This window comes from Bdellovibrio sp. HCB185ZH (assembly GCF_047302455.1).
Lineage (GTDB): Bacteria > Bdellovibrionota > Bdellovibrionia > Bdellovibrionales > Bdellovibrionaceae > Bdellovibrio.
Genome location: NZ_CP178624.1, coordinates 885,553 through 911,534, shown reverse-complemented (window position 1 = coordinate 911,534; position 25,982 = coordinate 885,553). Strand labels below are relative to the sequence as shown.

Sequence of the window (25,982 nt, the reverse complement as noted above, 5' to 3'; positions counted from 1 at the left end):
TCAAATATTAGTTTTAAGCTTTTCGCTTAAAGGCTTCGTCGCATCAAACAGGGCGTGGATCTTATTCCATTTCTCGCAGGTCGGCGATTCAATGAAGACCTGCTCGCCGGTCCACGGATGTGTGAATTCGATACTGCGCGCCTTTAGACACAGGCCTTCGATACCCAATTCATTTCTGAAAAAGCGATTGTGATGGGAGTCACCGTGATAAGCATCGCCCAACAGGGGATGCGAAATGCGATTAAAGTGCCGACGTATTTGATGGTAGCGACCCGAATGAGGTTTTACTTCCAGCAACGAGTAACGGGCGGCAGGAAATTTCTTTCCGACAGCCACGGGAATTTCAATCGTCGCCTGGCGAACGAAAGACGTGTGCGCATCCACCAGATTTCCCGTCGAATCAAGCTCCAAGGGAACTTTGATGTCTCCAGCTTCCGGCACGAACCCACGAGCCACCGCCCAATAAGTTTTCTGTGGAGATCGTTCCGCAAACATTTTGCAAATGGTGCCAGCGGCTTGCGAAGACAGCGCAAAAAGCAAGACTCCACTGGTTGCGGCATCCAGCCGGTGCACCGGAAACACATGCTGTTTCATCATATTGCGCACCAGATACAGGCAGATTTTATCGCGAGGAATTTTGTACTGCGAATCCTCGGGAGGATGAACGTGAAAGCCCGAAGGTTTGTCGACGGCGATAAAATGGGGGTCTTGGTACAAAAGCTTCATCTCGCCCCAGAACCTAGGGGGCTAGCCTCCTTTTGTCCAGTGAATCCTCTGTACGTTTGCAAAAGCTTTTAAAAAAATGGTTCTTGTCCCGGTGATAAAGGATTCTAAAGACACTGGGGAGGTTTCCATGAAATCGAAAAAGGTTCTCTTTGTTGCAACAAATTGCAACCGCCTGGGTGATACGGGCTTGCGCACAGGAGCCTTTTTATCGGAGCTGACCCATCCTTACCAGGAACTCCAAGCGGCAGGTTATGAAATTGATATCGCCAGTCCCAACGGAGGAGAAATTCCCCTGGATGGCGTGAAGATGGATGATCCCATAAATGCGGTGTGGATGAACGACGAAGATTTTTTGGAAAAAGTTGCTAAAAGCATCCCTGCCGAAGAGGTGCGCGCTGAAGACTATTGCGCCATTTATTTTTCCGGCGGACATGGTGCAATGTTTGATCTCCCTCAAAATAAGAAACTTCAGGAGGTCACCGCCGAAATTTGGGAAAACGATGGAGTGGTCGCAGGTGTTTGTCACGGGATTGCGGGACTTGTGAATGTGAAAACTTCGCAGGGCACTTATCTGATTAAAGATCACGAAGTCGCAGCCTTCAGTAACTCTGAGGAAGAAGCCGTCGGTATGGAGAATGTTGTACCTTTTTTACTGCAAGATAAAATTCAATCCCGCGGAGCCACTTACACTCATTCCTCAAAGTTTGCTGCTCACGTGGTGAAAAGCGGACGCTTGGTCACGGGGCAAAACCCGGCTTCGGCAATCGGAGTGGGGCAAAGTATAGTTGAAGTCTTAAGCTTCATCGAAGACGGCCGGGAGCTGCCAGCAGTGAACTGGTGCGAATGGCATGTGAGCCCTAATACTCTAAGGGAACTTCGTTAAACAGCGGATTGAAATACTTTTTTAAAACCTGCTCCGCGGGTTCTTTACCCAATGGAGAAAATCCTCCATTGATCGATGTATCCGTGTCTTCGTCAACCAGCACCTGCCAGATGCCGACGCTTCTCATCCAGGAACTTTGCGCACTCCATACCGACATCAGCAACGCGTCCCAGGCTGCGGCTTGGTGTTGATAGTTAATGGGTGTGTCGCCATCTTCATAAAGATAAGGGGAGACAAAGCATTTCTCAACGCTGCGATAGCCGACTTCCTGAATGGCTAAATACTTGTGGGTGGCGGCAGCCTGATTAATCTGTGTCAAAGCATTTTGCAGATTCAGAGCGTACTGATAGGAAAAGGGTGTTAAAACATTGATCAGACTGTCATAGCGACTCGGGTAATCCGTGTCTTCAGCGCCCAGCGCGCGATAGTAATCAAGCCCGACAAAGTCCAAAGCATTCCAGAAATTTCGCAGGTACTGTTGATGCAAAATTTCCTGATCGGTTTGCGCATCAAAGGTTAGATCATGTCGCCATTGTTCGAATTCGCCACCCCATGTGCGTTTCCCGTCCTCTAAGACATACTGATCCGTGTAGTTCGCACCGTAAGTCATTTTCACTCGCGGTCCCAGAACATCGCGGGCGCGATAAGTCAGTTGCAACCAAAGATCGGGCCGGCCAAAGCGACGGGGAGGATTGCGACTACCAAGGCCCGAAGTCAGCGAATGCATTTCTGCTCCCACGGAATACCAAGAGGACTCGGTGCGCGCCGCAATTTTCATATAGCGCTCATGATACTTAAAAAAACTTTGAAACCATTTTTCGGGATCCTCGGGTTGAATCACTCCGTGCCACCACAGCGTTCCTTCCTCGTCCTCATAGGGAAATTCTCCGTGAGGACCCACAACTAAGAGGATCGGGCGAAAGGCGACATTAAGTCCGAGGGCTTTGGCATAGTGAATGGTGGCTTCCAGATGATATTCTTCTTCCCTTTGAAGTTCTACAGGTACGACCGATGTTACGGTGTTGGCCTTGCCTCCCACCATTTGCGCACGAAAATTAAATATCACGGTGTCGATGCCCAGATTTTTTATCTTGTACAAAAGCCTCTGCACTCTCTGACCTTGGGTGGTCTCGTCCACTCTGAATCCGGTAGGCCAATAGGTTATTATATTGATGGCAGCTTCCCGCTCCGCGGAATTAGCCTGGGCAGGGGGCCCCAGCGTCGTGATGATCATAAGCACAGCTAGCAAAACTCTCATGGATCTATTTTTGACCAGATCCGAAACTTTTCAAGCTGACTGCCAACAGTCTCCTTATCAAAAATCCAGTGTTGAACTTCAGATTTACTCTGCCGCAAATCAAAGCCAGGATAGGGAAAGCACAGGATGAGGTGCAAATATGCCAAGGCTTTGGATTTTGCGACTGAAACTTTTGCCGACACTATTGTTTTCACTTTTGCCGAACTTAAGTTTTGCCTCTTCAGTCGCGCCACCGATGTATGAAAGTGTTTTATTTATTGGAGATGAGCATGTGGCCGGCGCCTTCGGGAATGCGGTGGATACGTATCTGCGCACTATATCTATAGAAGTAAACACGATTGCAGAATGCGGGTCCACTCCCGCAAATTGGGTTGGAGTCAGGACTGATTTCCAGTCAGCCCCCTGTGGATTTTGGCAACGAGACGAAAAGGGGCGAGAACGAAAGAGCAAAGAATTTAAATCACGATCCTTTGCCGAAGAACTCGCAAAGGCAGATCCAGATCTGACTATCATTGCTTTGGGCACACACTTATTAAGGAGCGAAAGGGATTTGCAAAACGAACAGCCTTCAATAGAAAAATTAATCGGTGAAGTCGAGCGACTGCAAAGCAAATGCGTTTGGATTGGTCCTCCGCAACTGACGAAAGAACCTTATGCTTCCAATTTATATTCCGGAGTCAGGACCTTGAAAAAGATTGTAAGCAAGTCTCGCTGCGAGTTTATCGATAGTACCAAGTACACTCGCTACAAAGGTAAGGATGGTCTGCGATATCAAGTGGCGGCTGCGACCAAATGGGGTGCACAAATCTCAAGAGAGCTTGATAAATTAGGACGTCCCTCTCCTCAGGAAGAGCAAACTTTGAATCTTGAGCCCGTATTGACCAACCCCTCGTCTCCCTCGGGAATAGCGCCCCGTTAAGCGTTTGCGCGGAACGGAAAAACTTTCTCGGAAAATCGTGATTCCTCTCTAAAAATCGCCTCAAAGTGGCGCTGTGTAAGCCCCTGAAAACCGACGAAATTCTAGCGAACTCAGAGTGAAAAATTGAAGTCGAACGAATGATTTGCAGATCTCTTAGTCAAAAACCCCCTGATGCAAAAAACTTCTCCAGTATCAAGTTGAGATTGCAAGAGTTTTTTATCGTTTAACTGTCATTTGTGCGTGAAAATTGTCGATAAGGCCTGGGGGGGCGAAATGCGATTCTTACTTTTACCACTTATTTTACTAGGAATGGGAACAGGGACTAACTCTGCGAATGCGCAAGTTAAACCGGTTCTTACAGCCGCAGATCCTTCCGCAATGGAACTGAAAGCCAGAAAAATTTATGAACGTTTAACAGGAACCAAGCTTCCTGCTGACAGTCCCGTAGTTGCGCAGATGGTAACACTTTTGAATAAAGGAGATGTTGAAGGCGCGGCAAAGATCGCCACTGCTGACGACAACTTCTTGAACATCACGGTTAAGTTGTGGGCGTTAAAGCTTTCAACTCGTGATGAAACTATCAAGACTGAATTCAACGACATGGTTGCTTCCTTCATTGGTGTGACTCGTGATGGACTGGATGCGCGTCAGTTGTTGCAAGGTAATTTCTATTACCGCGGCAGAACTGGTTTGACGGGTGTGCGTGGTGATTTGGTTCCAGACTTGTTGATTTCCAATAATCACTATATCGATTTGGAAACGACGCGCACGAATCTCGCGCAGAATCTGGTTCGCGTCAATGGTCAGCAAATCGCGACCAGCGCGACAACTTCTGTTGCGAATCCCGATCCCGCAGGTGTGATTACCTCGCGTGCTTTTATGAGCGCTCATGCTTTGATGGGTACGAATCGTCGTTTGGTTGAATATACATTCCGTGAATTTATGTGTGTGCCTTTGCAAGACTGGGCAGATACAGGTGGCTCTGACTTGCGTATCGGTCGCGATATCGACCGTTTTCCAGGTGGCGATCACATGAAGTTCCTTACTTCTTGTAAGGGCTGTCATACGGTGATGGACGGTTTCCGCGGTGCCTTTGCGAAATGGGACGTGGGTGATACTCCACTGGGTATCAAGCACTCTGACGTCAACACTCGCGCTGGCAGTTCAGGGGACTACCAAATCGCGGTGAACACGACAACAGGTGTGGTTAACAAAATGAATCGTAACAACACTGTTTTCCCATCAGGCTATGTAACTACGGACGATTCTTTCTTGAACAACGCGATCCGCGAAAAGAATGCAAACTTCTTTGAATGGCGTGGAGATGCTTTGTCAGGGAAGGGGGCTAAGGGATTCGGAACTGTGGTTTCCAACTCCCGCCGCTTCAGTCAATGTATGGCAAAGCAAGTTTTCGAAACTGTTTGCCGTCGTACCTTTGACGTCGTGAAAGATGCCGACACCCTGAAAACTTGGGGCGTTGAGTTTGAAAACGCAGGCTATAATCTTAAAACTTTGTTTGAGAAAATCGCCGCGAAACCAGGTTGCTTGGATAAATAAGGGAGGACGCCATGAATAAGAAATCAATCAAGTTTTTATTTTACGTGTTGCCTTCCATGTTCTTTATCACATTGAGCTTTAATAACTGCGGTCGCTATGGCGAATTGCAGGGGACAAGTGATTACGCGTCTAACAGCGCGAGTTCTGAACCAGAAGCAACGACAGACTCCGAAAAGCTGGGAATTCCTTACGCTTTGTTGTCTGCTGAACAAACGATGGCTTCTATGTTGAGAGTATCTAACGTCACGACGGTCAGCGCGGCTTTGTCGACAGAGTACACGAATCGTTATGGCTCCTTGGCAGCTGGTAACGACCTGAGCATGGCAAACGGTCCGCTGATGTTGGGTGCAACAAGCCTCGCTGGTGAAGTGTGTAACTCCGTCCTGACGACAGAAAAAGCTCAGGCGGCAACAGCACGCAATTTCTTTGGCAGCGTGAACTTTACGACGGGTGTTTCTTCCGTAACGGATGCTCAATTCAGCGCGAGTGTGCGTGGGATGGCTCGTTCTTACTGGGGTCGCAATGAAACCGCGGCAGAGTTGGCGATGCTTCAGACATTTAAGAGTGAATTTATCACAGCTTTGGCGGCTACGGCTCGCACACAAGCTGCGTCGACTAGCAATTTGATGTTAGCGACATGTGCAGCGATGCTTTCAAGCTTCGATGCACTTTCTTACTAAGTTATTTTGTTTTTTTAGTTTTTAGTTCTCTGGGGGGAGAATATGGCAAAAGATAAAAAAGAAATCCCGTTTTGGGCAGCTACAGGTCATAAAAAGCCAGTTACTCGCCGTGATTTCCTTTCAGCGGGTATCATCCCATTCGCAGCAAACCTCTTTGTACCTAACTGGGTTTCTTTGATGTTAGGTAACCAGGCGCATGCGGCAGATTGCCCGGTTCCTCAATCATTGATTCCAATGGTGACTGTCAACCTCAGCGGTGGTGCCGCGATGGCAGCTAACTACGTCCCTCAAAATGCGGCTCGCCAGCCAATTGCGACTTATAATAAATTGGGTCTGGGTAATAACCAGGTACCTATCGAGCGCGCCTTCGGGAATTCTCCTTGGGCCGGCAATGGTATCAGTAAATTCCTGGCCGGAATCAAGGTGAATGCCACAGCTGCGACGATGGCTAAAACAGCCTTCATCGGTTTCTGCGTGGATTCTCAAAATGATACGAATCAAAACAAGTTTGACGTTTCCGGTGCGGTCACGAAAGCGGGTCTGGTCGGCGCAAACATGCCAAACCTGGGAAATCGTAACACGCGCACGGGGATGAATCAGTCTGCGGGCTTTGCAGCTCCACCAGCTCCACTTGTGGTGCAAAACTACAGCGCCCTTTTGACTTCGATTGGTTACAGCGCTTCTTTGGGAAGCACTTTGAATGCCTCTCAGAAAAACTCACTGGTAAAACTGATGAGTAATCTAACTGAATCTCAAACTCGCAAAATCGCTTCTATCGAGGGCGGCGAGACTGTGAAAACAGTTTTGGATTGTGCGGGTATTAAAAACGTTGACGTGATGGCTGCGGGTGCTTCTGCTGTGGATCCTCGCGCCAATGCAACTTTTGCCTCTGTTTGGGGTATCAATGCCAACACGGCAAATAATAACCGTGAATTGTTATTTGGTTCCATGTTGTACAATACACTTTTAGGTCAGGCCGGTTCTGCGAATATCGAGCTTGGTGGTTATGACTATCATGACGGCACAAGAACTTCTGGCGACAGAAGAGACTTGGATGCCGGGACTGAAGTGGGTCGCATGCTGCAAAGTGCGGCAGTGTTGAATAAACCTATTATGATCATGGTTGTCTCTGACGGTTCTGTTTATAGCGATGCTTCAGAAGCTCGTGATGCCGGTTGGGCAGGGGATCGTGGTCACGGTATTGCTTATTTATTTTATTTCGATCCAAAAGGTCGTCCTGCAATCAGCGACTACCAAGTGGGTCAATTCAATGACAACCAAGCGTCGGATCCAAAGTTCGTAACAGGTTCAAATCCAGAACTTGTGGCGGCGGCGGTTTTTGCGAACTGGTGTCAGGCGAATAAACGCATGGACTTGTTTGACAGAGTGGCAGGTCGAATCCTGGATTCGAATCAGCTCGCGCAGGTGATTAAAGTCGCCTAGTTCTGCTAGTGATTACCGCCCTGCTGGGGAGTGAGGCGGTAAAGAACTCTACGTATCTGTTTGTATTTGGGGGAATGAGTGGGAAGCTCTAAAGTCGTTCAAAAAATTCTCTGGGCCGTCGGCGCTGTCATCACAGTTGTTGCTTTTAATAACTGCGGTGAGGGATTCACTATGGCTAATCTAAGCTCTGTCTCTGGTGGAAGCGTTGAGTTTTCCACAGCTGGCGGGGAGTCTTGTGAAGAAGCGATCGTAAAGGTCTATGCTTCCACTTTCCATCCGTTTTTAAATCAAACTTGCGGTGGCTGTCACGTAGCAGGCGGTATCGGTTTGGGTGTATTCGGTAGCCCGGATGTGGTGCCTTCTTATGCAGCTTTTGCAAACGTGGGTGCTTCAAAAATTTCCAGCCAGGCTGTGAATGAATCCCATAAACCTCCTTACACAGGTCCGCAAAACCAAGCTCGTATCACAGAAATCAATTCTTACTGGGGTGCTGCTCAAGACAAATACGCTCAGTGTTTGGTTGATTCAGGTCAGGCTCAGGTTTCTGCTAAAGTAAAATCAACAGCTGTGAAAGTGCCAGCAAATCTTGCGACGACATTCGTGACGATGACTTGGGATTTGGCTGGCGCAACTCCAGCGGCACCATTGACGGCGACGATTGATATTCGTCGTGCCGTGCTTAATGGCGTGACTCAAGGTTATGAATTCAGAAATCCGACTCTGCGCTTGAAAAACGTTTCTTCTGGAAGCTATCAAGTGAACACCGTTAATATTTACATCAATATGGCAAAAGCCGAAGAAGCGACAACTTATCAAAACGTGTCTGCGGTGATTTCAACTACAACAGCGACAAATCTTTCTGCGGGCACGGCAAATGCTATCGTTGTGATGACTCCAAGCGCGAATGATGTGATCGCTTTAGAGTATGAAACATTGAAATCAACGACGGCAACGTCTCCAACACCGACTCCAACGGCGACGGCAACTGCGACCGCCACTCCGACGAATGTGACTTATTCACAATTGATTGCAGTGGGTGGCGTTTTTGCGAACAGCTGCGTGAGCTGTCATAGCTCAAGCAATGCGCGCGGTGGACTGGATTTGACAAAATATGCGAACGCCAAAGTAGCAGCGACGAACATTCAAGCGCGCATGAACAACCAAAACAATCCGATGCCTACAAGTGGTATCCTCTCTGAAGCTCAACGTACGCTGGTCGACGTGTGGGTTGCTAACGGTGCTCCTCAGTAAGGAGCGCCGCAAAAACTCCAAGCATTTGTAAGCTTTTTGATTTGCGCCTCATTCGTTGGAACCATAGACTTAAACACGAAATAAGTCTTGTCCATCAAATGAGGTTGCAGCGTGATTTTACTTCTTCCATTTTTGCTTCTTGCAGGAATAATAATTCCACAGGTCAGCCAGGCATATCCGGATTTTATTTCTTACGGATACAACACATGCATTACATGCCACTATAATGGGCAGGGCAATGGTCCTTTGACTGATTACGGCCGTGCGCTTTTCACGACCGAAATTGCAGCTCGTGATCTTGTCTTTAACAAAAACCTGCCCGAAGAAGAAATCGCCGCGAAATCCGGTTTCTTAGGTTCCACTCAGCTTCCTTGGTGGGTTCGTCCCGGGATCAAATACCGCGGTCTTTATTTTCAGCAAAATCCAGGGGGTCCAACAGCCGTTACTAAATACATCACCATGCAAGCAGATGCGAACGTTGCGATTCAATTTGATCGTGGCGCGAAGTACCTGATGGTTTTATCTGGTGGGTATCAACCAACTCCGGCCGCTCGTGCGAATATTCAGGATCCTGATAACAAAAATTTTATTTCCCGCGAACATTACTTCCGTTGGCAGGTGACTAAGAAATTCTACACGTACGTGGGTACGATGGATAAAGTTTTCGGTATTCGTACTGCCGACCATACTTCCTATAGCCGTTTGGTGACCGACGTTGCTCAAAATGACCAATCGACCGGAGTAATCACCCAATACTATGGCGACAACTGGGAAATCACGGGTGATCTATTTGTCGGTAACGTTTTGCAGGAAGACGAAGATGTTCGTCAAAAAGGTCTATCCGTGATGATGGAATTTGACGTAGCAGATAAGAACCGTCTGGGTTTTGCAGTCCTGCAGTCAAAAAATGATTACGTGGAAAAAACTCGTTTGGAATTTCATCAAAAGTTAGGCTTTGAAAAAGGCGACAGTCTTTTGACTGAAGTGGGCTTTGTAAAAGACAGTCCACTGTCGAATCCAAGTGATAAAGTCGGTGGATACTTGATGCTGCAAAGCTTGCTGGCGATTACACGTGGTTACAATATTCTCAGTCAGATCGAGTATTACAATGCCACGATGTCATCAGAATCCACAGATCAATTCAAATGGTCTTTCGGGCTTTTGGCTTTCCCGATGCCTCGGGTGGAATTCCGTGCGGGCTTTGTGAACGGTCGTAATATTAACGATACATCTGTTAATCCGGATGCTTGGATGTTGCAGTCACAACTGCATCTGTCCCTATAGGAGGCGAACGTGAAACAGCTATTGATTATTTCTTCGATCGTTTTACTTTCTGTCTCTGGTTGGGCGCAAAAAAATGGCGCACCAACAAAATCTGTCGCCACCACAGCGCCATCCGCTGCGCCTCGTGCTTTGGAGCGTTGGTTGTTAACGGGCGAGTACAACTCCTGGGTTGAGAAGCTTTCCATTTCCAACAATTCCGGAAGCACTCAAGATGCGAAAGCTTCTTACTATGGTTTTGGTGTCGGAGTAGAAAAAAACTTTTACTATCCTAAATGGGGTTGGGGCGTGGGTGGCGGAATCGCTGGCGGCAGCGCCGTCGGTGGAGACAAGAACACCGGCCTTAATTATTTCCAAGCCCGCGTTCCATGGACCGCACTCCGTATCACGCCGCGAATTTTCTATCGCATGGGACCGAAAGTCGATTTGGGATTCGATATCTCGTCGTACTATAAGAGTGCAGACTGGCCTACGGGAACCAACGGTGATTTGACGGTGCAGTCGGGATCAAAAATGATTTCCGGTGGCTTCTTGGATCTAAGAGCCCGTGTGGGGCAATCCTTCGAATACATCCAGAGCTTCGGGATGGTCTATAAAGACGAAACCATGTACTGGCGGGTTGGTCTTGCCTACCGATTGTAGGGGTTGATGAAAATGGCCCGATCGACTGCGTTGTCGGGCTATCTCCTCGCTCCGACGGGCCTCTAGCCCGCCTGCGCTGCGGGGATAACCCTCCGCCTTGCGCTCGGACCATTTTGATCAACCCTGTTTTGCGGGGATCTGGGGATGGGGACGGGGTCGGAGACGGTACGGGTTCGGGTTCGGGATTTTGAAGGATTCATCTTTTAGAGTTGGATCTTTTGGGGAATAAAAAAAAGCCTGGTTTTGCCAGGCTTTTTTTTTATTGGATGTTTAGGATCCACATTTCTATGGTTTGTAGTTCGGTGGAGCTTAGGTTGCCTCCGGAGGGGGGCATGTTTCCGGGGATGCCGGTGCTGTTGCCGGCAATTTTAGTATAAAGCTGTGAACCTGAAAGACTGCCTGGAGATACAAGGCCTTGAGCTATGAATTGGGCTTCAGAGATATTGCCCCAGGTTTGGTGGCTTGCTTGAGTGTGGCAGGTTGCGCAGCGGTCGCGCAGGATCGCTTGAGCTGCTTGAAACGCAGGAGTTCCGCCGCCGCCTTCACCATAAATATCCGCATCATAACTGGAAGAGTTGTAGGCTTTGCCACAGCTCAATGGAGTTAAAAGGGCCAGGCCCAATATAGCTGAAAGTACCAGTTTAGTCGTCGTTCTTAGTCCCATGTCATTATTAAGCCATGGCAGAACGAAAGTGGAAAGCAAACAAAGGTCTAAGTCTTGTTCCCGACGCTCAAATCCAAACGGTTACGACTCCAAATTTCAGCGTTTAAAATTGGGTCGCGCATTCTCGCTCCATCGTTTCAAAGATTTCTATCTTTGCTCGGGAGCAGGCGTCTTTTCCTTTAGAGATACAGGTGGGTTTGTTTTTGCGAACAAAGAAACCGGATTCGTTTTCTTTGTCATGATTTCAGGGCCAGAGTTGATTTTAGAAAGTGTTTCAGTAGCTTTAGCGACTGAAGAGGCGAGCGTAAGATTCGGCTGCGCACCAGCCGATAGACAGCAGAGAAATAAAAGACCGATCAAAAAAGCCTTCATACAAACCACCTCGATGTTGATTCAACTCTTGTCATTCACCCAGCCGAAAATCAGGACTGCTCTCAGCTAAAAAACGCCAGGAGTCCGCTGCCGGCGGCAGTGAACGACAAAACAAAGACTTCGATTTTGAGGGTATTGTCCTTTAGGAAATACTCCGACGAAGTCGGAGTGCATAAGGCAAACAAAAATCCCAGGAGGGGATTTTTGCGCGAAGCCCGCAGGGTAGCGGGCAGGAGGCCGCTACAAATTAAAAAACCGCCATAGGGCGGTTTTTTAATTTTGGTGCGGGTGGAGGGACTTGAACCCCCATGCTTTCGCGGAAGATTTTGAATCTTCTGTGTCTACCATTTCACCACACCCGCAGTGAGGTGATCTTTGTAATATTAGATGGGGCTGATCCTCAACATCTTTTTTTAAAAAGCCTGATTTTTTCGAGTTTTTGCCCGCTTTTTCAGCGGGTTTTGTGCTCCAGGCCAATTTGACCCCAGTTTGAAAGAAGTTCAGGAAGCGTTCGAAGAGTTGTCACTCTTTTATGCTGCCACCCGAAATAGGCAGGGTTCCTTAGGTCTGCGAAAGCCCGCAAATTCAAGGGTTTACATGGTGGGGACGAAAATCGGCGCAGTTGGCACTGGCCTTGCTCTAGAGGGATTCGATTAAAAAAGGTTTCAGAAAACCACACTGAGGAGACGATATGAAAAAGTATTACTATATCCTTGCGGCTTTGAGCATGGCGCCGGTATTCGCGTTGGCTCAATCCCTTGAGAGTGATGTTGATGCTGAATTGGATGCTATGTATTCCAAGCAGGCCCCAACTCAAGCTGTTGGTACCAATACAACAGTTCTTCCAGCTGCCGCTCATGGTGAAGTGCAGTCTGTGAAGCCACAACCTATCTATATTATTAACTCACCAGCGCAGGCAGCTCAGGCTTCTGCAGCAACTCAGCAAGTTCAAAAACAGCCAACGACTGTAATTGAAGCTTCTCCATTGGCTGAATCTCGTGCGGAAGCTATCCGTAAGAGCCGTCAGGATGCTGAGGTTCAAACTGAACAAAAGATCGTTGAAAAACTTGAGCAATCTCGTATGGAAGACGAAAAACGTCGTGCTGACGTTTTGTTCGGTGATAAATTTAATTCTTTGAATCAACAACAACAGGTTCCAGTTCAACAACCCGTAGCAGCTCCTGTAGTTGTTGCTCCAGTTGCAGCTCCGGCTCCAGTTATCGTTGAAAAACAAGTTAACGACGATGCAGCCACTCGCGAATTGATCCGTCAGGAAATGGCTGCTTCATTGGAAAAAAACAAACCAGTTGAACAACGCACTAAGTATGTAGCGGGTTTACTTGGTATGGGTGATTATCCAGACGTTTCCAACGTTAAAGGTAACTACGCTTTGGGTGTGTCTTTCGGTAATAAAGTTGACGGCTTCATCATTGAAGGTTCGTTCCTTTACTCGAACTACACTGTAAGCCCAAATGCTTGGACAATGAACAACCCGTACTACAACAATGTTGATATCAATCAATACACAGGTTCTTTGGCAACTAAGATCCAGTTCTTTGATGGTATCGTGAAACCAGTTATCGGTGGTTTGGTTGCTTACTCATACAGAACGTATGATTTGAAATCCAACAACTACACTTATAACTATAACTACAACAATAACACCATGAAGTCTGATGCAAACTCACACGCAGTAGACTTGGGTGCTTTGGTTGGTGCTGATTTGGAATTCTCTCCAAAATACTCCATCGGTTTGGATTTCAGATATATGTGGAATCTTTCCAGCCGTATCAACTACGGCAGCAACTACAACGCGAATTACAACCAATGGATGAACACAAATCCAATCGAAAAACTGCAATACTATGTAATGACAGTTTCTGGTCGCATGAATTTCTAATTTTTCCCAAATGTCCCAAAAATCTCTCAGTGGTGGCGGAGCTCTGTAATGGAGCTCCGCTTTTTTTTTGGACAACGCCTGGAACTCCGGTACACAATAGAGCCATGCGTATCCTGATTCTTTCTTTATTTATGTCTTTCCAGGCTTCGGCGGCGACCGTGGTTTCGGAAACGGTCGGGCAGGTGGGTGACTATGTGATCACCAGTCGCGAGGTTCAGATCACTTCCGTGATCGACGGCGTTTTATTTCCTCCCAAAGAGGCCAAGAAAAACACTCTGCAGGAAACGTCCCCCGGCTCTAAGGAATTTCGCAGTCATGTGACGGCCGTTTTACTAGAGGCCGTGGTGGCGATGGAGGCGGAAGCTTTCAATGTGGGCACAGTTTCAGATGCCGAACTCAGCGAAGCGATCGGCAAGATCGAAAGAGCCACCTCAGGGAAAACATATTGGAGCCAGTTGCAGCCCACAACGGTGGAAGTGAATAAGTTCACCACCCGTAAACTGGTGGCGAAAAGCTTTATCAAATTTAAAACCAGCTCCATGGCGGGGATCGTTTCCGATATCGATGCGTTTGCGTATTATGAAAAAAACAAAGCCAAATTCGGAAGCACCTCGTTTGCCTCCATTAAAGACAATATTAAGTCATTTCTTGCGCAACAACAGCTGGAAGAGCGTTTGCGCGCCTGGTTTGAAGTGATGAAGCGCAAATACAAGGTGCGAAATTTCCTTTAGGTCTTTATGAGAATCGAATCCCTTTACTCTCCCCATAAACCCGCGATGCGGGAACTTGTCGAGGCGATCCACCAACAGGGTGGGCTGCTTCCGCAATTTTACTGGCCAACAGAAATGCTGGGAGCCGAGATGGCCACCGCTGAGGCCGTGGGTATCTTTGAAGGGGAGGATTTGGCGGGATTTATTCTTTACCGTGAAGTTCCTGATGCCTGGGAGATTTCTTTGGTGGCAACTCACCCGCGATTTCAGCGGCGCGGTCTGATGGAGATTTTGATGAGGCATTTAATTGCCGCAAAGGGTCAAGGTCGCGAGCTGTGGCTGGAAGTGCATGAAAGCAATCATTCGGCGCAAAAACTCTATGAAAAGCTCGGGTTTAAGCTTACGGGACGCCGACCACGCTATTATAAGGATGGGGCCACGGCGCTTTTATATTCCTGTCCCTAGTCTGTTTGCGCTCCTGGTTCGCCGGGGTAGGCCTAAGGGCCAGATAAGTCCTTGCGCTCCTTCGATATTTTTGCTAGTTTAAGGACGTTCGATGGGCCTTAGACAGGCCCATTTTTTTTTGCCACTGAATTCTCTTTTGAGTTCCTCGGACAAAACGGGATGTGTCGGCCAGATACGTTGATTCTTATGAGATCGATGTTTGAGCCCACACACGCTGCAGGCCCCAGTTGGAAATTTGCCAACGGCTTTTAGCAGGAGTCACTTCATTAGTAAGCTGAAACCACCCGTATCGGGGTTGGTGGGCTGAAGCCGCACAGCTGGTGCGTAAAGGAAGTGAAGAGATGTCTGAGAGACCCTCTTGGTTAGATAAAGTAGAAAAAATCGCAACTGACGCCGCTGAATCACAGGGTTGTCTGCTTTACGATATCGAATTCGTAGGCATGGGCAAGGGTCGTACTTTGCGCTTGTTCATTGATAAAGATGACGAGGGCGGTATCAGCATTGAGGATTGTTCGAACGTTTCCAAAGCTTTGAATGATGTTTTGGAAAAAGACGAAGATATCATTCCAGGGGCGGCATATGCTTTGGAAGTTTCAAGCCCGGGTTTGGAACGCCATTTGGTGAAACCATGGCACTTTCAAAAAGCCGTCGGTAAGAAAGTGTATCTGAAAACATCCCAATCTCTAGAGAGCATGGGTGTGACGGATAAAAAATGGAAAGCCGCTAAAACCGTCGAAGAGGTTATTGAATCTGCCGACGATCAAGGTGTGCGATTCGTGGTCAAAGACGTCGAGATTAAAATCCCGTACGGCATGATCGAAAAAGCTAAAGTTTTATTTGAAATTAATAAAGGTCAAAAAAAGTAGAGAGGATGAGCCATGGCTGAAAATATGTTTTCAGATCTTTCCAAAGTGATTGAACAAGTTGGTAAAGACAAAGGTATCGACAAACAAGTCGTTATCGATGCAATCACTCAAGGTATGCTTGTAGCTGCCCGCAAAAAATACGGTACTTACCGTGAAATCGAAGCGGCCTACAACGAAGAGACTGGCGAAGTTGAATTGTTCGAGTTCAAAGAAGTTGTACCTCGCGAAAAATTCGTCGATGAAGAAGTTGAAATCACTTACGACGACGCCGTTAAATTGGATCCAAACGTTCAAATGGACGACTCTATTGGTATCAAGTTGGAAGCGACTGACTTGGGCCGTATCGCTGCTCAAACTGCGAAACAAATCATCATGCAAAAAGTGCGTGATGCGGAACGCTCTATCATTTTCACTGAGTTCGAAGAACGTAAAGGTGAAATCGCATCCGGTATCGCTCGTCGTGTTGAAAAAGGCGCGATCGTAGTCGATTTGGGTCGTACTGAAGCGTACATTCCACCTCGTGAACAAATCCCTGGCGAACAATACAAACCAGGTGACCGTATTCAAGGTTACTTGTCTGAAGTTCGTCAAACAACTCGTGGTCCACAAATCATCATGTCTCGCGCTGATGAACGTTATTTGATGAAACTTTTCGAAATGGAAGTTCCAGAAATTTACGACGGTGTGGTTGAGATCATGGCGGCAGCTCGTGAGCCAGGCCAACGTGCAAAAATCGCAGTTCGTTCTAACGACCAAACTGTGGATCCAGTAGGTGCATGTGTTGGTATGAAAGGTTCTCGTGTACAAAACATCGTACAAGAACTTCGCGGTGAAAAAATCGATATCGTTCCTTGGGATGAAGACATCACTCGTTTCGCGGTGAACGCATTGGCTCCGGCTGAAATTTCTCGCGTATTCCTGGATGATACAAACCGTGAGATGGAAATCGTTGTTCCAGATTCTCAATTGTCTTTGGCAATCGGTAAACGTGGTCAAAACGTTCGCTTGGCAGCTAAATTGACGACTTGGAAATTGGATATCATTTCTGAATCTTCAGCGGCTTCTCGTACGGCGGAATCCATCTTCAATTTGATGTTGATCCCGGGCATGAACGAAACTATGGCACAAAACATCTTCCAATCTGGCTTCGGTTCGTTCCAATCTGTAGCTCAAGCAAGCGTACAAGAGTTGATGACGATCCCAGGTTACGATGATCCAGAAAAGGCAGAAAAACTTTCTAACGAAGCGAAAGCTTTGCTTAAAAAGTATGAAGCAGAAGGCACTCCGGTTCCTACAGCTCCAACTGTCGCAAAAGACAGCAAAGCTGGTGGCGGATCTGCGAAAGCACAAGCCGACGCTTTGTTAAAGCAAGAGTTGCAGAAATTGAACTCTCAAGAAGCTGAAGAAGAATAGATTTTTAAAGTTTAAGTTACAGTTACTACACAGGGAGACTGAGTGAGTAATCCAAAAGTTTTTGAATTTGCGAAAGAAATCGGGATGACCCCGCTGGCTTTGATGGACAAAATCCGTGAATGGAATTTGCCTGTTAAGAGCCACATGGCGGAGTTAGAGCCCCAAGTTCTTGAGCAGATTAAAATTAAGTTGGGTGGTGGCGATAAGCCGGCTGAAGAAGCTAAACCCAAAAAAGCAGCAACTCGCAAGGCACCAGCTAAAAAAGTAGCGGCGCCTGCAGCGGCTGAAACAGACGCAGCAGCGGCAGCAGCCTCTGGTGCAGCGAAGCCATCGGTGATTCGTCGTAAGACGAAAGAGGAAGCGGCTCCGGTAGAAGCAAAAGCAAAAGTAATTTCCAAACCCGAAGTTGAAGAGGAAGCGGAAGCTCCAAAAACAACTCGCGTTGTAGTTAAGAAACCAGCAGCTGCAGCAGCAGCTCCAAAGGAAGAGGTTGAAGAACCAACGCCAGCGGTGGTTGAAGAAAAGCTTGTTGCGAAACCAGAACCAACTCCTGCTCCGGCGGCACCAGCAGCTCCAGCGGTGGAAGCAAAAGTTGAAGCTCCAGCTCCTGTGAAAACAGAAGCTCCAGCAGCAGCGGCTTCCGCACCGGTTCAAGCTCGTAAGAAAGAAGTCGTTGTCGGAACCAGCGGTATCGCAAGTTCGTCAACTCCGGCTTCTGCTCCGAAAAGAAATATCATTGGACGTATGGATCTTTCCCGCGTTCAGACACAAGCTCCGCAGCGCCCACAAGGTGATCGTCCGCAAGGAAACTTTCAACCTCGTTCAGGTGGCGGTGCCAGTGCATCTTTCACAGGACCTCGCCCGGGTGGTTTCAATCGCCCAGCAGGTGGTGCGCCAACGCGTAACATCCGTCCTGGCTTCGTAGCACAGCAAGCTCCTCCAGAGATGCCAACTGAAGGTGGTGATCACCACCACAACAAAGAGTTTGATAAACGCAAACGCTTTGGGGCAGCTCCAGCAGCAGCTCCGGGTGGCTTCAACGCCGGCCCGAATGCTCGTGAGAAAGAAAAAGAAGAAGAAGTTAAAACTTTCAACGCCGTTGAGTTCCGTAAGCGTGAGATGGTGTTCCAGCCTAAAAAGAAAAAAGGCATTTTGGATCGCGACGCGCAGAAGACTCAAATCACAACTGCAGCAGCTCATAAACGTATCGTTAAAGTTAACGGCACAATGAAGCTGACAGACTTGGCAATGGAGATGGGCTTGAAAGCTCCTCAATTGATCAAAGTTCTGATGCAAAATGGTGTGATGGCGAACATGAATACAGCCTTGGATTTTGATACGATCGCCTTGATCGTGCCTGAATTCGGTTGGGAAGCACAAAACGTATTCAAAACAGCTGATGACGTGGCGTCTGAAACTGCATTCGGTGATATGGATGCAGAGAAAATCACTCGTCCACCAGTTGTTACCATCATGGGTCACGTTGACCATGGTAAGACATCGTTGCTTGATGCTATCCGTAATGCTGACGTTGCCAAAGGTGAAGCCGGCGGTATCACTCAGCACATCGGTGCTTACTCTGTAAAAATTGAAGATGGTTCTTTGATCACGTTCCTAGATACACCGGGACATGAGGCCTTCACGGCAATGCGTACTCGTGGTGCGAACGCGACAGATATCGCGGTTATCGTGGTAGCAGCGGATGACGGTATGATGCCGCAAACGCAAGAATCTATTAACCATGCGAAAGCAGCTGGCGTACCTATCATCGTGGCTGTGAATAAGATGGATAAACCGGGTGCGAATCCGGACCGTATCAAACAACAATTAACTGAACTTGAAATCGTCCCAGAAGAATGGGGCGGTAACACGATCTTCGTGGAAGTTTCAGCACTTAAGAAAACCGGCTTGAAAGAGCTTCTTGAGCAAATCAAATTGTTGGCTGAAATGGGTGAACTAAAAGCCAATCCAAAACGTTCGGGCACAGGTCTTGTGATCGAAGCGAAAATGGAAAAAGGCAAAGGACCTGTAGCAACACTTCTGGTTAAAGACGGAACTGTTGAAGTGGGTCAATACATCGTCGCAGGGACAATGAAAGGCCGCGTTCGTTCTTTGACGAATGATAAAGGTCAAAGAGTTGAATCTGTGGGCCCGGGTCTTCCAGTGGAAGTATTGGGTCTGGACGGTGTTCCAGCTGCCGGTGATAAGTTCGATATCGTTAAAGACGAAAAAACAGCTGAAGAGATGTCTACTTTGAGAAAAGAACAAGCGGCGAAAGCGGCGGCAACTCCAGCGGCGAAAATGTCTTTGGATGAGATCTTCTCTAAAGTTAAATCTGGTGATGTTAAAGAGCTTGCGATCATCTTGAAAGCAGACGTTCATGGTTCTCTTGAGGCCATCAACGGCATGCTTTCCAAATTGGTAACTCCGGAAGTAAAAGTGCGTGTGATCCACGCCGCTGTCGGTGGTATTAATGAGAATGACGTGACTTTGGCAAATACTTCCCGTGGTATCGTTTTGGGCTTCAACGTACGTCCTGACTTGGGCGCACAAGCTAAAGCGAAACAGTTGGGTGTCGACATCAGAACTTACTCAATCGTTTACGAATTGATCGATCAAATGAAAGCTGCGATGTCCGGTCTTCTTACTCCAGACATGGTTGAAGAAGTTATGGGTCGTGTGGAAGTTCGTAACGTGTTCAACGTACCAAAAGTTGGAACGATTGCGGGTTGCTTCGTTATCGATGGTAAAGTTCAACGTAATAATTCGATCCGTCTTCTTCGTGAAGATAAGATCATTTACGAAGGTAAGATCGCATCGCTTAAACGTTTCAAAGACGACGCCAAAGAAGTGGCTTCTGGCTACGAGTGCGGTATCGGCATTGAAAACTACAACGACGTTAAAGTTGGCGATATGATGGAAGCCTTTGTTAAAAAAGAAGTTGCTAGAGAATTGGGTATTTAATGAAAAACATGGGTGATGGGCGCCGAGTCGCTCGCGTAGAACGTGAAATTCAAGCTACCATCGCTCAGTTTTTGATCCGTGGTTTCAAATCACCGTTGCCAGGTTTGGTGACGGTGGCTTCTGTAAAGATGCCAGCGGATTTGCGTGCCGCTAAAGTTTATGTCAGCGTTCTGGGTTCTGATAAGGACCAGGAGTTGGCGTTAGAATTGTTGCAGGAACGCGCTTTTGAAATTCAAAACTTTATCGGCAAAGAACTTAAAATGCGTTATTGCCCGAAACTGACTTTCTATGTGGATCACGCCACAGAGCAGGTTTTGAAGGTGGAGCGCATCCTTTCTGATCTTGAGTTGGAAAGAAAATCCAAAGAGCCTAAAGAAGACTCAGAGTCTGATGACGAATAATTCTGAAAATTTAAAAACGCCTCCCGCTAAACGTGTGAGCGTCGATTTCAATGGTTTGTTGCTCGTTGATAAACCGTCTGGCATTTCCAGCCATGACGTGGTTTCACGTTTGCGCCGTATTATGGGCACGAAATCTGTCGGTCACTCGGGCACCTTGGATCCAATGGCTTCGGGGCTGATGGCTTGCCTGATCAATGAAGCGACCAAACTTTCTCAATACATTCTGGAAGGGGACAAGGGCTACCGCGTGCGCATTCAATTTGGCATTCGCACGGACACCCTGGATACCACCGGAGAAACTTTGGAAACAAAGCCCGTCAACCTGGTGCAGGAAACTTTGCTCGCTGAAGCCATGAAACTTCAGGGCGAGATGGAAGTCGAAGTTCCGATTTACTCGGCCATTAAGGTTCAGGGTAAGAAACTCTATGAATATGCTCGCCAGGAAAAAGATGTGGTGATCCCAAAAAAGGTCATGAACTTCTGGGATGTGCAGTTTCTGGGAATGGGCGAAGATTGGGCCGAGTTCGATCTTCGCTGTTCTAAAGGAAGCTATATCCGTACTTGGGTGGACCTGCTGGGGCAGGCGCTTGGCTGTGGTGCGGCGATGAGTGCTCTGCGCCGAACTTATTCGGCTCCCTACCATTTGCAACAGGGGCAGACCCTGGAAGCTATCGAGGAGTGTGTAAAAAAGAACACTTTTTCCCCAGCTTTCGTGGCAATGGATGCGGCTTTGCCTATGGTAAAGCGGATTCGCGTGAAGGGGCAGGATCAGGTGCTGTTGGGGAATGGGCAAATCAGCCATGACCTGCGCAGCCAGCTTATAGCTGTTTTTAAGCCTGAAGAAGACCAATACGTTCAGATTCTTGCCCTTGAGGGTGGGAAGCTTTTGGCCATTGTTGGCCTCGAGGCAGGACGGGGATTCGTTCTGAAGCGCGTATTTAAATACTAATTATTTTCACTACTTGACCCCGCTTGCGGGCTCAGATAGAACCTTACAAAACCTGCCTAGGATCGACAGCCATGACGACTAAGGCGGGGAGTTTACAAACCGGCGGCAACGCCAACACAGGAGACGCTAATGGCAGTCACTAAAGAACAAAAAGCACAGATCGTTAACAAGTTCAAAACTGCAGGCCTAGATACTGGTTCAGCACAAGTACAAGTTGCTTTGCTTACAGCACGTATCAATGACCTTACAGTTCACTTCACTACTCACAAAAAAGATTTCCACGGTCGTCGTGGTCTTGTGACTCTAGTTAACCAACGTCGTAAGCTTTTGGATTACTTGCACCGCAAAGACGTTAAAGGTTATCAAACTCTTATCAAAGAACTTGATATCCGTAAGTAATCTCATCTTAAATAAGATACTAAAGAAGGGGCGTAATAGCCCCTTCGAACTTTAAAAAACAGGAAGCCAGCTGAGAAATCGCGCTGACTTCGATAACGAGCAAGATCGCTTGTTATGGTTACTCTGACGAAGTCGGAGTGTGACCAGATCTCGGAATGAATTTTGAGATGGCTTCCACAAACGGATGGCGAAAACGAATTTTCGCTAAATAAGGAGATTTAATGAAAACGACTGTAACTACTTCTGTAGGTGGAAAGCAGATCACAATCGAAACAGGCCGTATGGCAAAACAAGCTGATGGATCAGTTCTTGTTTCTTCCGGTAACAACATGGTTATCGTAACTGCTGTTTCTTCTAAAAAACCTTCAGAGATGGACTTCTTCCCTCTGACTGTTGAATACATCGAAAAATACTATGCAACTGGTAAAATCCCAGGTGGTTACTTCAAACGTGAAGCGAAACCAACAAACGACGCGGTACTTATCGCGCGTTTGATCGACCGTCCAATTCGTCCTTCTTTCCCAGAAGGCTACCGCTATGAAACTCAAGTTGTAGCGACTGTTCTTTCTGCTGACGGTTCATTCCCTCTTGAAATCCTGGCAAGCCTTGGTGCTTCTGCAGCTCTTCACGTATCTGATATTCCATTCAACGGCCCAACAGCAGCAGTTCAAATCGCTCGCGTGGATGGTCAATTCATCGCCAACCCGACTCCACAACAAATGGAAAAATCCGATATGGATATGATCGTTGCGGGTACTCGCAATGGTTTGTTGATGGTTGAAGGTGAGACGAAATTCATCACTGAAGCAGACGCTTTGGCTGCTTTGAAATTCGGTCACCAAGCATTGATTCCTCTTTTGAATGCGCAAGACGAATTGCGTGAAAAAACAGGTTCAGTAGCAAAACGCGCGTTTACAGCACCTTCTATCGATGCAGATTTCAAATCCTCTGCTGAAGCTTTCTTGCAACCTAAAATCGCAGCAGCACTTGCGATCAAAGAAAAACAAGATCGTTATGCAGCTTCTGCAACAGCAGCTTCTGAAGCTGAAAAAACTTTGTTGGCATCAATCACTGACAAAGACCTTTTGAAACAACGTAAAAAAGAACTGAACACAATCATCGAAGATCTTAAGTACAAAGAAGCTCGTTCTATGATCTTGGATCGCAAAGTTCGTATCGACGGTCGTAACACGACAACTGTACGTCCCGTAGCGAACGAAGTCGGTATCTTGCCTCGTGCCCACGGTTCAGGCCTATTCACTCGTGGTGAAACTCAAGTTTTGGGTACTGTGACTTTGGGTACTGGTGACGATGAACAAATGGTTGATTCATTGCTTGGCGTTCAAAAACGCAAGTTCATGCTTCACTACAACTTCCCTCCATACTCTGTAGGTGAAGTGGGTCGTATGAGTGGTACTTCTCGTCGTGAAATCGGTCACGGTAACTTGGCAGAGCGCGCTCTTAAAGCGGTTCTTCCAGATCACGAGAAATTCCCATACACAATCCGTATCGTATCTGAAGTTTTGGAATCTAACGGTTCTTCTTCAATGGGTACTGTGTGCTCTGGTTTGATGGCTCTTCTTGATGCGGGTGTTCCTGTTAAAGGAAACGTTGCCGGAGTGGCAATGGGTCTTATCAAAGAAGGCGACCGCGTAGCTGTCTTGACTGACATCTTGGGTGATGAAGATCACTTGGGTGACATGGACTTTAAAGTTGCGGGTACTGCTCAAGGTATCACAGCGGTTCAAATGGATATCAAAATCGACTCTGTTTCTTTCGAAGTGATGGAACAAGCGTTGTCTCAAGCTAAAGACGGCCGTATCCACATCTTGAACGAAATGGAAAAAGTGATGAAAACTCCTCGTGGTCAAATCTCTGAATTTGCTCCACGTATCGAGACTATCAAAATCCGTCCAGACAAAATTCGCGAAGTTATCGGATCTGGTGGTAAAGTTATCCGTGGTATCACTGAAGCGACTGGCGTTAAGATCGAAATCGAAGACGACGGGACTATCCACATTGCATCCGCTGATCCTGAAGCGACTAAAAAAGCTATCGGCATGATCAACGACATCGTGGCAGAAGCTGAAGTTGGTAAAACGTACAAAGGCCGCGTAGTAAAAATCGCTGAATTCGGAGCTTTCGTTGAAATCCTTCCGAACACTCAAGGTTTGCTACACATCTCTGAGATCTCTAACGAGCGCGTTCGCGCCGTAACAGACGTTCTTAAAGAAGGCGAAACTATTGACGTAAAAGTTCTTGAAGTGGATCGTGCTGGCCGCGTGAAACTTTCTCGCAAAGCTTTGTTGCAACAACAACAGTAGACTTTGATGGTGACGCCGAAGCTTTGGGCTAAGGCGTATAGAGGAGCAGGTTATAAATACTTTGTTCAAAAAATCTGAACTTTCTAACGGGATCCGAGTGATGAGCGAGTTTCATCCAGGGTCCCGTGCCGTTTCTATCGGTATCTGGGTTTTGACGGGGACTCGTGATGAAGTTCCTGCTATTGCTGGTATGTCTCACTTGCTCGAGCATCTGGTATTTAAGGGCACGAAAACCCGTAACACCTATCAAATCGCAAAATCTTTGGAATCCCTGGGCGGGGAGCTGAATGCTTACACGACTCGTGAATACACGTGCTATCACGCCTTGGTGTTAAAGGATCATTGGGAAAAGGCCTTAGACGTTTTGTCGGACCTGGTTTCCAATATGAATTTGGTTAAGAAAGAATTCGCCTTGGAAAAAGGCGTAATCTTGCAAGAGATCGCGATGTCCGAGGATTCTCACGAAGACGTTATTTATGATGTTCTTTATGATGAAGCTTACGGCAAACATCCTTTGGGGCGCCCGATCTTGGGAACTCCTGCCTCGATTGCTTTGATGAAGCAAAAACAGGTAATGGATTATTATAAGAAAAACTATACCGGTAAGAATATCATCGTGAGCGCGGCAGGTTGCCTGGATCACGACGAGTTTATGACCGGTGTACAAAAGCACTTGGGTAAGAAAGCGAAATCGACACTTAAGAATACGCGTAAAAAACCATCTTGGTTGCGTCGTCGTCGTGTGATGGAAAAGCAATCGGAGCAAGTGCACATGCTTTTGGGCCTTCCCACTGCCAGTTTCCGTGACCGTTATCGCTTTGAGGCGGTGATCACGAACACTCTTTTGGGTGGCGGTATGACTTCAAAACTTTACCAAAGTGTGCGCGAAAAGCGCGGCTTGGTTTATTCAATTTTCTCTGGATTAAATACCAATATCGATTCCGGGATGTTGAATATCTATGCGGCTTCGGAATTGAAAAGTGTCAAAAAAGTGGGCGAGTTGATCTCCAAAGAATTCCAAAAGATTCGCAAAAATGGTGCGACTCGTTCGGATGTGGAGATGTTCAAGACGCAGGTGAAGGGCAGTATTCTGCTGGGCTCCGACGACATTGAAAATCGCATGACATCTTTGGCGGTCAATGAAATGGTATTTGGCCAATACAAGTCAGTGGATTCGGTGATTGAAGAGATCAACGAAGTGACGGTGGATTCAGTGAATGACTACATCCGCAATGAACTGACGACTGATAAAACATCCGGCGTTTTGCTGGGCACTGGTGTTGAGGATCTCAAAGACTGGTGGGAGGAGTTTGAACTATGAATAAAGTAACTGTGAAAATTAAAACCCTGGAAAACTTCAAAGGAGAGCTTCCTCAATATCAATCTGCAGGAGCTTCTGGCGTCGACGTACGCGCGCAACTTGATGGTCCCGTGGTGTTAGAACCAGGTCAACGTGCGATGATCCCAACAGGGTTGAGCTTTGAAATTCCATTGGGTTTTGAAATCCAAGCTCGTCCTCGCAGTGGTTGGGCGGCAAAAAACGGTCTGACTGTTTTGAATACGCCAGGAACTATCGATGCTGACTATCGCGGCGAAGTTAAAATCATCGTTATCAACTTGGGCGACGCTGCGGTCACAATCGGTGATCAAGAACGCTGCGCTCAATTGGTCGTAGCTCCTGTCTACCAAGCCAACTTTGTTATGGCTCACGAACTGAGCGAAACAGAGCGCGGTGCAGGTGGTTTCGGTTCCACAGGCCGCGCTTAAAAGGTGCCAGGTCCTGCTTAAAAGGTGCCAGGTCCTGCTTAAAAGGTGCCAGGTCCTGTTTCTTGTTGGGCCGTGTTGAAGGAAACTCCTGATACGAAAAGGTTCAGCTAAAATTTAAAATAAATAAAGCCATGGTTTATTCAAACCG

At 47.3% G+C, this 25,982-nt stretch carries 24 protein-coding genes and 1 tRNA gene; 20 read left to right on the top strand and 5 right to left on the bottom strand.

The annotated features are described in order from the left end of the window. On the bottom strand, positions 1–726 hold the full coding sequence (locus ACLSU7_RS04475; protein WP_413294359.1) for a pseudouridine synthase: 726 nt from the start codon (positions 724–726) through the stop codon (positions 1–3). Between the two features lie 127 nt (positions 727–853). On the opposite strand from ACLSU7_RS04475, the gene ACLSU7_RS04470 reads away from it, so the two are divergent. Continuing rightward, positions 854–1,609, top strand: coding sequence for a type 1 glutamine amidotransferase domain-containing protein (locus ACLSU7_RS04470; protein ID WP_413294357.1), 756 nt, complete (start codon positions 854–856; stop codon positions 1,607–1,609). Here ACLSU7_RS04470 and ACLSU7_RS04465 read toward each other — a convergent pair. Then, on the bottom strand, positions 1,584–2,867 hold the full coding sequence (locus ACLSU7_RS04465) for a glycoside hydrolase family 113 (protein ID WP_413294355.1): 1,284 nt from the start codon (positions 2,865–2,867) through the stop codon (positions 1,584–1,586). The genes ACLSU7_RS04470 and ACLSU7_RS04465 overlap by 26 nt on opposite strands. Positions 2,868–3,006: 139 nt before the next feature. Between ACLSU7_RS04465 and ACLSU7_RS04460 the strand changes: the two genes are divergently transcribed. The 7 genes from ACLSU7_RS04460 to ACLSU7_RS04430 all read left to right on the top strand — a co-directional run bounded on the left by ACLSU7_RS04460 (position 3,007) and on the right by ACLSU7_RS04430 (position 10,640). Next, positions 3,007–3,786 carry a hypothetical protein gene (locus ACLSU7_RS04460; protein WP_413294353.1) on the top strand — a complete coding sequence of 260 codons (780 nt, stop codon included), beginning with the start codon at positions 3,007–3,009 and terminating at the stop codon, positions 3,784–3,786. Between the two features lie 273 nt (positions 3,787–4,059). Continuing rightward, positions 4,060–5,343, top strand: coding sequence for a hypothetical protein (locus ACLSU7_RS04455; RefSeq protein WP_413294351.1), 1,284 nt, complete (start codon positions 4,060–4,062; stop codon positions 5,341–5,343). 11 nt (positions 5,344–5,354) lie between these two features. Next, entirely contained in the window at positions 5,355–6,023 is a 669-nt protein-coding gene (locus ACLSU7_RS04450; RefSeq protein ID WP_413294349.1) for a hypothetical protein, read from the top strand. A gap of 42 nt (positions 6,024–6,065) precedes the next feature. Continuing rightward, a complete protein-coding gene (locus ACLSU7_RS04445) occupies positions 6,066–7,466 on the top strand; it encodes a hypothetical protein (RefSeq protein WP_413294347.1) in 1,401 nt (466 codons plus the stop codon). A 78-nt stretch (positions 7,467–7,544) separates the two neighbouring features. Beyond that, the gene (locus ACLSU7_RS04440) at positions 7,545–8,717 is read left to right on the top strand and encodes a hypothetical protein (RefSeq protein WP_413294345.1); all 1,173 of its coding nucleotides are present in this window, start codon (positions 7,545–7,547) and stop codon (positions 8,715–8,717) included. Positions 8,718–8,828: 111 nt separating this feature from the next. Next, a complete protein-coding gene (locus ACLSU7_RS04435; protein WP_413294343.1) occupies positions 8,829–10,001 on the top strand; it encodes a hypothetical protein in 1,173 nt (390 codons plus the stop codon). A gap of 9 nt (positions 10,002–10,010) precedes the next feature. Beyond that, entirely contained in the window at positions 10,011–10,640 is a 630-nt protein-coding gene (locus tag ACLSU7_RS04430; protein WP_413294341.1) for a hypothetical protein, read from the top strand. 259 nt (positions 10,641–10,899) lie between these two features. Here the strand turns inward: ACLSU7_RS04430 and ACLSU7_RS04425 are convergent, their stop codons facing one another. From ACLSU7_RS04425 to ACLSU7_RS04415, 3 genes are all read right to left on the bottom strand, one after another. Then, positions 10,900–11,304, bottom strand: a complete 405-nt coding sequence (locus ACLSU7_RS04425) for a hypothetical protein (protein WP_413294339.1) — start codon at positions 11,302–11,304, stop codon at positions 10,900–10,902. Positions 11,305–11,451: 147 nt separating this feature from the next. Beyond that, positions 11,452–11,676 (bottom strand): hypothetical protein, encoded by a 225-nt coding sequence (locus ACLSU7_RS04420; protein WP_413294338.1) that lies wholly within the window; start codon positions 11,674–11,676, stop codon positions 11,452–11,454. A 280-nt stretch (positions 11,677–11,956) separates the two neighbouring features. Continuing rightward, positions 11,957–12,038 (bottom strand) — tRNA-Leu (locus ACLSU7_RS04415). A 329-nt stretch (positions 12,039–12,367) separates the two neighbouring features. Between ACLSU7_RS04415 and ACLSU7_RS04410 the strand changes: the two genes are divergently transcribed. The 12 genes from ACLSU7_RS04410 to dut all read left to right on the top strand — a co-directional run bounded on the left by ACLSU7_RS04410 (position 12,368) and on the right by dut (position 25,834). Then, a complete protein-coding gene (locus ACLSU7_RS04410; protein ID WP_413294337.1) occupies positions 12,368–13,576 on the top strand; it encodes a hypothetical protein in 1,209 nt (402 codons plus the stop codon). 104 nt (positions 13,577–13,680) lie between these two features. Continuing rightward, on the top strand, positions 13,681–14,307 hold the full coding sequence (locus tag ACLSU7_RS04405; protein ID WP_413294336.1) for a hypothetical protein: 627 nt from the start codon (positions 13,681–13,683) through the stop codon (positions 14,305–14,307). A 6-nt stretch (positions 14,308–14,313) separates the two neighbouring features. Further along, entirely contained in the window at positions 14,314–14,751 is a 438-nt protein-coding gene (locus ACLSU7_RS04400) for a GNAT family N-acetyltransferase (protein WP_413294335.1), read from the top strand. 341 nt (positions 14,752–15,092) lie between these two features. Further along, complete coding sequence (gene rimP, locus ACLSU7_RS04395) at positions 15,093–15,617, top strand: ribosome maturation factor RimP (protein ID WP_413294334.1); 525 nt, start codon at positions 15,093–15,095, stop codon at positions 15,615–15,617. A gap of 12 nt (positions 15,618–15,629) precedes the next feature. After that, positions 15,630–17,030 (top strand): transcription termination factor NusA, encoded by a 1,401-nt coding sequence (gene nusA / locus ACLSU7_RS04390; RefSeq protein WP_413294333.1) that lies wholly within the window; start codon positions 15,630–15,632, stop codon positions 17,028–17,030. A 42-nt stretch (positions 17,031–17,072) separates the two neighbouring features. Then, positions 17,073–19,994: a translation initiation factor IF-2 gene (infB, locus tag ACLSU7_RS04385; RefSeq protein WP_413294332.1), complete on the top strand. Its 2,922-nt coding sequence runs from the start codon at positions 17,073–17,075 to the stop codon at positions 19,992–19,994. After that, positions 19,994–20,395: a 30S ribosome-binding factor RbfA gene (rbfA, locus tag ACLSU7_RS04380; RefSeq protein WP_413294331.1), complete on the top strand. Its 402-nt coding sequence runs from the start codon at positions 19,994–19,996 to the stop codon at positions 20,393–20,395. The genes infB and rbfA overlap by 1 nt, the downstream gene beginning before the upstream one ends. Next, positions 20,385–21,344, top strand: coding sequence for a tRNA pseudouridine(55) synthase TruB (truB, locus tag ACLSU7_RS04375; protein WP_413294330.1), 960 nt, complete (start codon positions 20,385–20,387; stop codon positions 21,342–21,344). Before rbfA ends, truB begins: the two co-directional genes overlap by 11 nt. A gap of 129 nt (positions 21,345–21,473) precedes the next feature. Then, a complete protein-coding gene (rpsO, locus tag ACLSU7_RS04370; RefSeq protein WP_088614323.1) occupies positions 21,474–21,743 on the top strand; it encodes a 30S ribosomal protein S15 in 270 nt (89 codons plus the stop codon). Positions 21,744–21,964: 221 nt separating this feature from the next. Beyond that, positions 21,965–24,067 (top strand): polyribonucleotide nucleotidyltransferase, encoded by a 2,103-nt coding sequence (gene pnp, locus ACLSU7_RS04365; protein ID WP_413294329.1) that lies wholly within the window; start codon positions 21,965–21,967, stop codon positions 24,065–24,067. A gap of 61 nt (positions 24,068–24,128) precedes the next feature. Further along, positions 24,129–25,388, top strand: a complete 1,260-nt coding sequence (locus ACLSU7_RS04360) for a M16 family metallopeptidase (protein WP_413294328.1) — start codon at positions 24,129–24,131, stop codon at positions 25,386–25,388. After that, complete coding sequence (gene dut / locus ACLSU7_RS04355) at positions 25,385–25,834, top strand: dUTP diphosphatase (RefSeq protein WP_142699882.1); 450 nt, start codon at positions 25,385–25,387, stop codon at positions 25,832–25,834. Before ACLSU7_RS04360 ends, dut begins: the two co-directional genes overlap by 4 nt. The last annotated feature ends 148 nt before the right edge of the window (positions 25,835–25,982 follow it).

What these genes read in the sequence shown, in the direction of transcription:
- ACLSU7_RS04475 (WP_413294359.1), bottom strand. Translation starts at nt 726, where the DNA reads ATGAAGCTTTTGTACCAAGACCCCCATTTTATCGCCGTCGACAAACCT.
- ACLSU7_RS04470 (WP_413294357.1), top strand. Translation starts at nt 854, where the DNA reads ATGAAATCGAAAAAGGTTCTCTTTGTTGCAACAAATTGCAACCGCCTG.
- ACLSU7_RS04465 (WP_413294355.1), bottom strand. Translation starts at nt 2,867, where the DNA reads ATGAGAGTTTTGCTAGCTGTGCTTATGATCATCACGACGCTGGGGCCC.
- ACLSU7_RS04460 (WP_413294353.1), top strand. Translation starts at nt 3,007, where the DNA reads ATGCCAAGGCTTTGGATTTTGCGACTGAAACTTTTGCCGACACTATTG.
- ACLSU7_RS04455 (WP_413294351.1), top strand. Translation starts at nt 4,060, where the DNA reads ATGCGATTCTTACTTTTACCACTTATTTTACTAGGAATGGGAACAGGG.
- ACLSU7_RS04450 (WP_413294349.1), top strand. Translation starts at nt 5,355, where the DNA reads ATGAATAAGAAATCAATCAAGTTTTTATTTTACGTGTTGCCTTCCATG.
- ACLSU7_RS04445 (WP_413294347.1), top strand. Translation starts at nt 6,066, where the DNA reads ATGGCAAAAGATAAAAAAGAAATCCCGTTTTGGGCAGCTACAGGTCAT.
- ACLSU7_RS04425 (WP_413294339.1), bottom strand. Translation starts at nt 11,304, where the DNA reads ATGGGACTAAGAACGACGACTAAACTGGTACTTTCAGCTATATTGGGC.
- ACLSU7_RS04420 (WP_413294338.1), bottom strand. Translation starts at nt 11,676, where the DNA reads ATGAAGGCTTTTTTGATCGGTCTTTTATTTCTCTGCTGTCTATCGGCT.
- ACLSU7_RS04410 (WP_413294337.1), top strand. Translation starts at nt 12,368, where the DNA reads ATGAAAAAGTATTACTATATCCTTGCGGCTTTGAGCATGGCGCCGGTA.
- ACLSU7_RS04405 (WP_413294336.1), top strand. Translation starts at nt 13,681, where the DNA reads ATGCGTATCCTGATTCTTTCTTTATTTATGTCTTTCCAGGCTTCGGCG.
- ACLSU7_RS04400 (WP_413294335.1), top strand. Translation starts at nt 14,314, where the DNA reads ATGAGAATCGAATCCCTTTACTCTCCCCATAAACCCGCGATGCGGGAA.
- rimP (WP_413294334.1), top strand. Translation starts at nt 15,093, where the DNA reads ATGTCTGAGAGACCCTCTTGGTTAGATAAAGTAGAAAAAATCGCAACT.
- nusA (WP_413294333.1), top strand. Translation starts at nt 15,630, where the DNA reads ATGGCTGAAAATATGTTTTCAGATCTTTCCAAAGTGATTGAACAAGTT.
- rbfA (WP_413294331.1), top strand. Translation starts at nt 19,994, where the DNA reads ATGAAAAACATGGGTGATGGGCGCCGAGTCGCTCGCGTAGAACGTGAA.
- truB (WP_413294330.1), top strand. Translation starts at nt 20,385, where the DNA reads ATGACGAATAATTCTGAAAATTTAAAAACGCCTCCCGCTAAACGTGTG.
- rpsO (WP_088614323.1), top strand. Translation starts at nt 21,474, where the DNA reads ATGGCAGTCACTAAAGAACAAAAAGCACAGATCGTTAACAAGTTCAAA.
- pnp (WP_413294329.1), top strand. Translation starts at nt 21,965, where the DNA reads ATGAAAACGACTGTAACTACTTCTGTAGGTGGAAAGCAGATCACAATC.
- dut (WP_142699882.1), top strand. Translation starts at nt 25,385, where the DNA reads ATGAATAAAGTAACTGTGAAAATTAAAACCCTGGAAAACTTCAAAGGA.